The 8,332-nt window shown below is 70.5% G+C and carries 8 protein-coding genes; 4 read left to right on the top strand and 4 right to left on the bottom strand.

Annotated elements, in window-relative coordinates; genetic code table 11:
• Nucleotides 1–164 precede the first annotated feature (164 nt).
• Nucleotides 165–623 (bottom strand): GNAT family N-acetyltransferase, encoded by a 459-nt coding sequence (locus ABZ281_RS26755; RefSeq protein ID WP_356659420.1) that lies wholly within the window; start codon nt 621–623, stop codon nt 165–167.
• Nucleotides 624–931: 308 nt separating this feature from the next.
• On the opposite strand from ABZ281_RS26755, the gene ABZ281_RS26750 reads away from it, so the two are divergent.
• On the top strand, nt 932–1,699 hold the full coding sequence (locus tag ABZ281_RS26750; protein WP_329328439.1) for a response regulator transcription factor: 768 nt from the start codon (nt 932–934) through the stop codon (nt 1,697–1,699).
• On the opposite strand, the gene tamR is transcribed toward ABZ281_RS26750, so the two are convergent.
• Entirely contained in the window at nt 1,658–2,155 is a 498-nt protein-coding gene (tamR, locus tag ABZ281_RS26745; RefSeq protein ID WP_356659418.1) for a MarR family transcriptional regulator TamR, read from the bottom strand. The genes ABZ281_RS26750 and tamR overlap by 42 nt on opposite strands.
• A gap of 127 nt (nt 2,156–2,282) precedes the next feature.
• On the opposite strand from tamR, the gene ABZ281_RS26740 reads away from it, so the two are divergent.
• Nucleotides 2,283–3,113 carry a trans-aconitate 2-methyltransferase gene (locus tag ABZ281_RS26740; protein WP_356659416.1) on the top strand — a complete coding sequence of 277 codons (831 nt, stop codon included), beginning with the start codon at nt 2,283–2,285 and terminating at the stop codon, nt 3,111–3,113.
• Entirely contained in the window at nt 3,113–3,472 is a 360-nt protein-coding gene (locus ABZ281_RS26735; RefSeq protein WP_356659414.1) for a VOC family protein, read from the top strand. Before ABZ281_RS26740 ends, ABZ281_RS26735 begins: the two co-directional genes overlap by 1 nt.
• Nucleotides 3,473–3,486: 14 nt before the next feature.
• Here ABZ281_RS26735 and ABZ281_RS26730 read toward each other — a convergent pair whose 3' ends face one another.
• Together ABZ281_RS26730 and ABZ281_RS26725 are read right to left on the bottom strand one after the other, a co-directional pair.
• Complete coding sequence (locus ABZ281_RS26730) at nt 3,487–4,164, bottom strand: TetR/AcrR family transcriptional regulator (protein WP_097217094.1); 678 nt, start codon at nt 4,162–4,164, stop codon at nt 3,487–3,489.
• On the bottom strand, nt 4,161–5,174 hold the full coding sequence (locus ABZ281_RS26725) for a fatty acid desaturase (RefSeq protein WP_356659412.1): 1,014 nt from the start codon (nt 5,172–5,174) through the stop codon (nt 4,161–4,163). The genes ABZ281_RS26730 and ABZ281_RS26725 overlap by 4 nt, the downstream gene beginning before the upstream one ends.
• A gap of 294 nt (nt 5,175–5,468) precedes the next feature.
• Here ABZ281_RS26725 and ppc point away from each other — a divergent pair, with 294 nt between their 5' ends.
• Complete coding sequence (gene ppc, locus ABZ281_RS26720; protein ID WP_356659410.1) at nt 5,469–8,201, top strand: phosphoenolpyruvate carboxylase; 2,733 nt, start codon at nt 5,469–5,471, stop codon at nt 8,199–8,201.
• Nucleotides 8,202–8,332 lie beyond the last annotated feature (131 nt).

Below are 8,332 nucleotides of genomic sequence, written 5' to 3'. Positions count from 1 at the left end.
GTGCCCGGCACACTCCCCGCTCCCCTCAACGTTCCACGCTCCGAGTCAGCGGTTGACGGACTGGATCTCCTGGACCGGCACTTCTGTGGTCGGGGACAACTCAAGTGAACCCACGCTATCGGTGAGTGAAGGCAGGGCGTTGTCGGCGGCTTCGTCCCCGCAGGTCAGCCCAGCCTCTTCGTCAGCATGTACTCCGTGATGCCCGGCGGATAGTCCGGCACCACGCACACCACCTCGTACCCCTGCTTCTCGTAGAACCGCGGGGCCTGGAAGTCCCAGGTCTCCAGGCGGGCCGAGCGGCAGCCGCGGGAGGTTGTCGCGATGTGTTCCGCCTGCGCGAGCAACCGCGCGCCCAGGCCCCTGCCGCGGTGGCGTTCGTCGACCCAGAGGTAGGTCACGTGGAGCCAGGTCGCCCAGGTGTGGCCGACCAGGCCGCCGGCGAGGGTGTCGTCCCGGTCGTTCACAGCCCACACATGCAAGGGGGCGTCCCTTTCGTCCGGTGTTCCGCGCAGGGCGCGCAGGATCGGAGAGGCGGCTGTGTTCGTGTCCCGCAGGCGTGTGCGGAGCAGATCACGTCGGGCCTTGTCGACTTCTGTCTCAAGACGGAACATGCGGCACACCATAAACGCGTCGGACAGTCAGTTCTGCAAATAACCTTCCGCTCCGGGCCCCCGTCCGTACCCTGATGAACAGCACCGGTGGGGGCCGGTGCCGCTCAGGGGGGCGAGACAGCCGGGTACGACGCCCGGGGTGGGGGTAGCGGTACTGCACGGCGGCGGCCGTGCGGCTGCGGCGACCCGAACAGGCTGCTGCGGCGAGGACCGATGGTCGGACGCAGCAGATCCGGACACTCCGGCGTCGTACCCGCGCGGTGTCATCCTCCGACGATGGGGTAGCCCCTGCTCTTCGGGAGCTCGGGGAAGGGGGTTTCGTGGTTCGCATCCGTGTCCTGGTCGTCGACGACCATCGCATCTTCGCCGAGTCACTCGCGGCGGCCCTGGCGGCCGAGCCGGACGTCGACGTCTCCGCGGCCGGCAGTGGTCCGGCCGCGCTGCGCAGCCTGGAGCGGGCGGTCGCCGAGGGGCGGCGTTTCGACGTGCTGCTCGTGGACGCCGACCTGGGCGGCAAGGTGCCGGGCGCCCGCCCGGCCGTACCCGTGCAGGAGGGCAACGCGGACGGACTCGTCGACGGGATCTCCCTCGTCACGGGCGTGCGCTCCGCGCAGCCGCACGTACGGATCGTCGTGCTCGCCGAGAAGGACGATCCGCGGCGGGCGGCGCTCGCCCTGCAGGCCGGCGCCTGCGGATGGGTGGCGAAGGACTGCTCGCTGTCCCGGCTGCTCACGGTCATCCGGGGCGTGCTGCGCGACGAGACGCACCTGCCGCCCGCGCTGCTGACGGGCGTGCTGCGGGAGCTCACCGCCGCCCGCAAGCACCGCACCGAGAGCGAGCGGCTCGTCGAGTCCCTCACTCCGCGTGAGCGGGAAGTGCTGCGGTGCATGGTCGCGGGGCTGGGGCGCAAGGCTGTCGCCGAGCGCCTGTATCTGTCGCCGCACACCGTGCGGACCCATATGCAGAACGTGCTCGGCAAGCTCGGCGTGCATTCCACCCTCGCCGCCGTCGCCCTCGCGCGGCGCGCCGGGGTCGGTCCCGTGGACCTAGCCGGGGATGTTGTCGAACGGGGCGGTCAGCTGGCGTAGCAGCCCCGCCAGTTCGCCGCGCTGGGCCCGGGAGAGCTCCGCGAGGATCGCACGCTCCTGGTCCAGCAGACCCGCCAGGGCCTGGTCCGCGCGGTCCCGGCCCTCGTCCGTCAGCCGGACCAGGACGCCTCGGCGGTCACTGGGGTCGGGGAGCCGTTCCACCAGGCTCTTCTTGGCCAGGCGGTCGATGCGGTTGGTCATCGTGCCCGAGGTGACGAGCGTCTGGGTGAGGAGCTGCCCCGGCGAGAGCTGGTACGGCGTGCCCGCGCGGCGCAGGGCCGTCAGGACGTCGAACTCCCACGGCTCCAGATGGTGCTCCGAGAACGCCAGCCGCCGCGCCCGGTCCAGATGCCGGGCCAGTCGGCTCACGCGGCTGAGCACCTCGAGCGGTTCCACGTCGAGGTCCGGGCGCTCCCGGCGCCACGCTGCGACCAGCCGATCGACCTCGTCCTCCATGACGATCAGTGTAGTGGTTGTGTCGACGTAGAGTCTCTTGACGTCAAGTGTCTTGACATCGAGATAATTTGGGGATCACGCTGGGTGTGCGTCCCGCACGGTCACCACCAGGACACCAGGAGGAACCATGCCCGCAGCCACCCCCACCTGGGACCCCACCCAGTACCTCCGGCACGCCGGCCACCGCGCCCGCCCCTTCACCGACCTCCTCGCCCGCGTCCCCGACCTGCCCTCGCGACCACCCGCGGACCCTGTCCGCATCGCCGACCTCGGCTGCGGCCCCGGCAACGTCACCACGCTGCTCGCCGCCCGCTGGCCCACCGCCCGGATCACCGGCTACGACAACTCGCCGGAGATGCTCGACAAGGCCCACGTCGACCACGAGGGGCCGACCTCGGGCGGCGGGCGTCTCGACTTCGGCCACGCCGACGTACGGACGTGGACGCCGGACGAGCCCCACGACCTGATCGTCAGCAACGCCACGCTCCAGTGGGTGCCCGGGCACGCCGAGCGGTTCGCGGACTGGGTGGCAGGGCTGAAACCCGGCGGAACCCTCGCCTTCCAGGTGCCGGGCAACTTCGACGCTCCCAGCCACCGGCTCATGCGCGAACTCGCCGGTTCACCGCGCTGGCGTGACCGGCTCACCGACACCCTGCGCCACGCCGACGCCGTCCTCACCCCCGAGGCCTACCTGGAGCGGCTGACGTCCCTCGGCTGCGCGGCCGACGTGTGGGAGACGACGTACCTCCACCTGCTCCAGGGCGAGGACCCGGTGCTCGACTGGGTGAAGGGTACCGGCCTGCGGCCCGTGCTGACCGCGCTCGCCGACGACCCCGACGCGCGGGAGGAGTTCGTCACCGAGTACCGTGCGGTGCTGCGCGAGGCGTATCCGGCAGGACCGCACGGCACGCCGTTCCCGTTCCGCCGGGTGTTCGCCGTCGCCCGGACGGAGGGCTGATGATCACCGCCCTCGACCACGTCCAGCTCGCCGCCCCGCCCGGCAGCGAGGAGCGGCTGTGGGCGTACTACGTCGACCTCCTCGGAATGACCGAGGTGGCGAAACCGCCCGAGCTCGCCCGACGGGGCGGGTGCTGGTTCCGGGCCGGGGCGGTGCAGCTGCACCTGGGGATCGAGGAGGACTTCCGGGCGGCGCGCAAGGCCCACCCCGGACTGCGGGTGACGGGCATCGACGCCTACGCCGCCCGGCTGGAGGCCGGCGGGGCGTCCGTCGTGTGGGACTCCGCCCTGCCCGGGCACCAGCGGTTCTACGCGCAGGACCCGGTCGGCAACCGCCTGGAATTCCTCGAACCCGTCTAGGACGGACCTGTCCTTCAGGCCTTGCGGCGCCCTATCAGGTGCGGCTTGGCCTCTATCCCGTCCAGACCGTGCCACGCCAGGTTCACCAGGTGCGCGGCCACCTCGGCTTTCTTCGGCCTGCGGACGTCCAGCCACCACTGGCCGGTCAGGGCGACCATGCCGACCAGCGCCTGGGCGTACAGCGGGGCCAGCTTGGGGTCGAAGCCGCGGCTCTTGAACTCGCGGCCCAGGATGTCCTCCACCTGCGTGGCGATGTCCGAGATCAGCGAGGCGAAGGTGCCCGTCGACTGGGGGATGGGGGAGTCGCGGACCAGGATGCGGAAACCGTCCGTGTACTCCTCGATGTAGTCCAGGAGGGCGAACGCCGCCTGCTCGCACAGTTCGCGGGGGTGACCGGCGGTGAGGGAGCTGGTCACCATGTCCAGCAGGCGCCGCATCTCACGGTCCACCACGACCGCGTACAGCCCTTCCTTGCCGCCGAAGTGTTCGTACACCACCGGCTTGGAGACCCCGGCCTTCGCCGCGATCTCCTCCACCGAGGTGCCCTCGAAACCCTTCGCCGCGAAGAGCGTGCGACCGATCTCCAGCAGCTGCTGACGGCGCTCGGCACCGGTCATCCGGGTGCGACGCGCTCGCCGCGGCTTGTCGTTGCTGGGGGTGCTGCTCGAGTCGGTCGCCACAGCGCCCATCATGCCGCCTCGACGGGCTCCTTCCCGCGCGGGGAGCCGCCTTCCCCGGTGTTACGGCGCGAATCGATACGGGAGCGTGACGGCCACCGCACGTCGTACGCCCAGCCCGCCATCTCGAACCAGCGGATCAGCCGGGCGGACGAATCCAGCTGCCCGCGCATCACGCCGTGCCGGGCGGACGTGGGGTCGGCGTGGTGCAGGTTGTGCCAGGACTCACCGCAGGACAGCACCGCCAGCCACCACACGTTGCCCGAGCGGTCACGCGACTTGAAGGGGCGCTTGCCGACCGCGTGGCAGATCGAGTTGATCGACCAGGTCACATGGTGCAGCAGGGCCACCCGCACGAGCGAACCCCAGAAGAACCCGGTGAACGCGCCCCACCAGGACATCGTGACCAGACCACCGATCAGCGGCGGCAGGCCCAGCGACACCAGCGTCCACAGGACGAACTGGCGCGAGATGTTGCGGAGCGTCTTGTCCCTGATCAGGTCCGGAGCGTACTTCTCCTGCGACGTCTGCTCCTCGTCGAACATCCATCCGATGTGCGCCCACCAGAGGCCCTTCATCAGGGCCGGAAGGGTCTCACCGAACCGCCACGGCGAATGCGGGTCGCCCTCCGCGTCGGAGAACTTGTGATGCTTGCGGTGATCGGCCACCCAGCGCACCAGCGGACCCTCGACCGCCATCGACCCCGCGATCGCCAGGGCGATCTTCAACGGCCGCTTGGCCTTGAACGAACCATGCGTGAAGTGACGGTGGAAGCCGATCGTGATGCCGTGGCACCCCAGGTAGTAGAAGAAGACCAGCAGACCGAGGTCCAGCCAGCTCACCCCCCAGCCCCACGCCAGCGGCACAGCCGCCAACAGCGCGACGAACGGGACGGTGATGAAGAGGAGCAGGGCGATCTGCTCGATGGACCGCTTCTTCTCGCCGCCGAGCGTGGCGGAAGCGGCGTCGGTGGCCTGACCGGGCGCCTTCGGGGCATCCTCGATCACGTCGGAACTACTGGTCATACGCGTCCCCTGGGGGGTATGTGGATGGAGAACGAGTGACCGGGGCACGCGAACCGTGACCTGCTTCCTACGGTTCCGTAACCTACGGCATCGTAAGTATGGCAGTGCATCGCCCGGCGGCAAGAGCCCGCGAACCAGCGCGTCCCGGCCGACACCTATCCTGGAGTCGGTCGGACAGCGCGGTCCGCTCTGATTTCTTCCCGGATGTCCGGACCGTATGCGGCGCCCCGCCGCGCGAGACGCCGTCCGGGTTCCCCTCCCAGACGAGCTTCAACACTGCAAGGAGCCGCACCTGTGAGCAGTGCCGACGACCAGACCACGACGACGAGCAGCGAGCTGCGTGCCGACATCCGCCGACTGGGCGACCTGCTCGGCGAGACCCTCGTCCGCCAAGAGGGCCCCGAGCTGCTGGAACTCGTCGAGAAGGTCCGCCGCCTCACCCGCGAGGACGGCGAGGCCGCCGCCGAGCTGCTGCGCGGCACCGAACTCGACACCGCGGCCAAGCTGGTCCGCGCCTTCTCCACCTACTTCCACCTGGCCAACGTCACCGAGCAGGTCCACCGCGGCCGTGAGCTGCGCGCCCGCCGCGCCGCCGAAGGCGGACTCCTCGCCCGTACGGCCGACCGGCTCAAGGACGCCGACCCCGAGCACCTGCGCGAGACGGTCGCCAACCTCAACGTCCGACCCGTCTTCACGGCCCACCCCACCGAGGCCGCACGCCGCTCGGTCCTCAACAAGCTCCGGCGCATCGCCGCACTCCTGGAGACCCCGGTCATCGAGTCCGACCGGCGCCGCCTGGACACCCGACTGGCCGAGAACATCGACCTCGTCTGGCAGACCGACGAGCTGCGCGTCGTACGCCCCGAGCCCGCCGACGAGGCCCGCAACGCCATCTACTACCTCGACGAGCTGCACGCGGGCGCCGTCGGCGACGTCCTGGAGGACCTCACCGCCGAGCTGGAGCGGGCCGGCGTCAAGCTCCCCGACGACACCCGCCCCCTCACCTTCGGCACCTGGATCGGCGGCGACCGCGACGGCAACCCCAACGTCACCCCCCAGGTCACCTGGGACGTCCTGATCCTCCAGCACGAGCACGGCATCAACGACGCCCTGGAGACCATCGACGAACTCCGCGGCTTCCTCTCCAACTCCATCCGCTACGCCGGCGCCACCGAGGAACTGCTGACCTCCCTCCAGGCCGACCTGGACAACCTCCCCGAGATCAGCCCCCGCTACAAGCGCCTCAACGCCGAGGAGCCCTACCGGCTCAAGGCCACCTGCATCCGCCAGAAGCTGGAGAACACCAAGAAGCGCCTCGCCAAGGGCACCGCCCACCGCGACGGCCGCGACTACCTCGGCACCGGCGAACTCCTCGACGACCTGCGGATCATCCAGCGCTCCCTGCGCGAGCACCGCGGCGGCCTCTTCGCCGACGGCCGCCTCGCCCGCACCATCCGCACCCTCGCCGCCTTCGGCCTCCAGCTCGCCACCATGGACGTCCGCGAACACGCCGACGCCCACCACCACGCCCTCGGCCAGCTCTTCGACCGGCTCGGCGAGGAATCCTGGCGCTACGCCGACATGCCCCGCGACTACCGCGCCAAGCTCCTCGCCAAGGAGCTCCGCTCCCGCAGGCCGCTCGGACCCACCCCGGCCCCCGTCGACGCCCCCGGCGAGAAGACCTTCGGAGTCTTCGGCACCGTCAAGCGCGCCCTGGAGGTCTTCGGACCCGAGGTCATCGAGTCCTACATCATCTCCATGTGCCAGGGCGCCGACGACGTCTTCGCCGCCGCCGTCCTCGCCCGCGAAGCCGGCCTGATCGACCTCCACGCCGGCTGGGCCAAGATCGGCATCGTGCCGCTGCTCGAGACCACCGACGAGCTCAAGGCCGCCGACACCATCCTCGAGGACATGCTCTCCGACCCGTCCTACCGGCGCCTCGTCGCGCTGAGGGGCGACGTCCAGGAGGTCATGCTCGGCTACTCCGACTCCTCCAAGTTCGGCGGCATCACCACCAGCCAGTGGGAGATCCACCGCGCCCAGCGCCGCCTGCGCGACGTCGCCCACCGCTACGGCGTACGCCTGCGCCTCTTCCACGGCCGCGGCGGCACCGTCGGCCGCGGCGGCGGCCCCACCCACGACGCCATCCTCGCCCAGCCCTGGGGCACCCTCGAAGGCGAGATCAAGGTCACCGAGCAGGGCGAGGTCATCTCCGACAAGTACCTCATTCCGTCCCTCGCCCGGGAGAACCTCGAACTGACCGTCGCGGCCACCCTGCAGGCCTCCGCCCTGCACACCGCCCCGCGCCAGTCGGGCGAGGCCCTCGCCCGCTGGGACGCCGCGATGGACGTCGTGTCCGAGGCCGCCCACGCCGCCTACCGCCGCCTCGTCGAAGACCCCGACCTGCCGACGTACTTCCTCGCGTCGACACCGGTGGACCAGCTCGCCGACCTGCACCTGGGCTCCCGGCCCTCCCGCCGCCCCGGCTCCGGCGTCTCGCTCGACGGCCTGCGCGCCATCCCCTGGGTGTTCGGCTGGACCCAGTCCCGGCAGATCGTCCCCGGCTGGTTCGGCGTCGGCTCCGGCCTCAAGGCCCTGCGCGAGGCCGGCCTCGACACCGTCCTCGACGAGATGCACCAGCAGTGGCACTTCTTCCGCAACTTCATCTCCAACGTCGAGATGACCCTGGCCAAGACCGACCTGCGGATCGCCCAGCACTACGTCGACACCCTCGTCCCCGACGAGCTCCGCCACGTCTTCGACACCATCAAGACCGAACACGAACTCACCGTCCGCGAAGTCCTGCGCGTCACCGGCGAAAACGAACTCCTCGACGCCGAACCCGTCCTGAAGCAGACCTTCGCCATCCGCGACGCCTACCTCGACCCCATCTCCTACCTCCAGGTCGCCCTGCTCAAGCGGCAGCGCGACGCCGATCAGGCCGCCGAGCAGCCCGACCCGCTCCTCGCCCGCGCCCTCCTCCTCACCGTCAACGGCGTGGCGGCCGGCCTGCGCAACACCGGCTGACCCCCTCCGGACACGACCGTGCCCCCGAGCCCGTACGGCCGGTTCTACTGATCCCCGCAACACCCTGGAGTTCAGGGAGTTGCGGGGATCGTGGATTTTGAGGTGCTGAAGGCGAGGTTCTTCGAGGCGCT

The organism is Streptomyces sp. NPDC006265 (genome assembly GCF_040613555.1).
Classification (GTDB): Bacteria; Actinomycetota; Actinomycetes; order Streptomycetales; family Streptomycetaceae; genus Streptomyces.
Note: the sequence above shows the minus strand (reverse complement) of the source record. Positions and strands in the feature narration are given on the sequence as shown.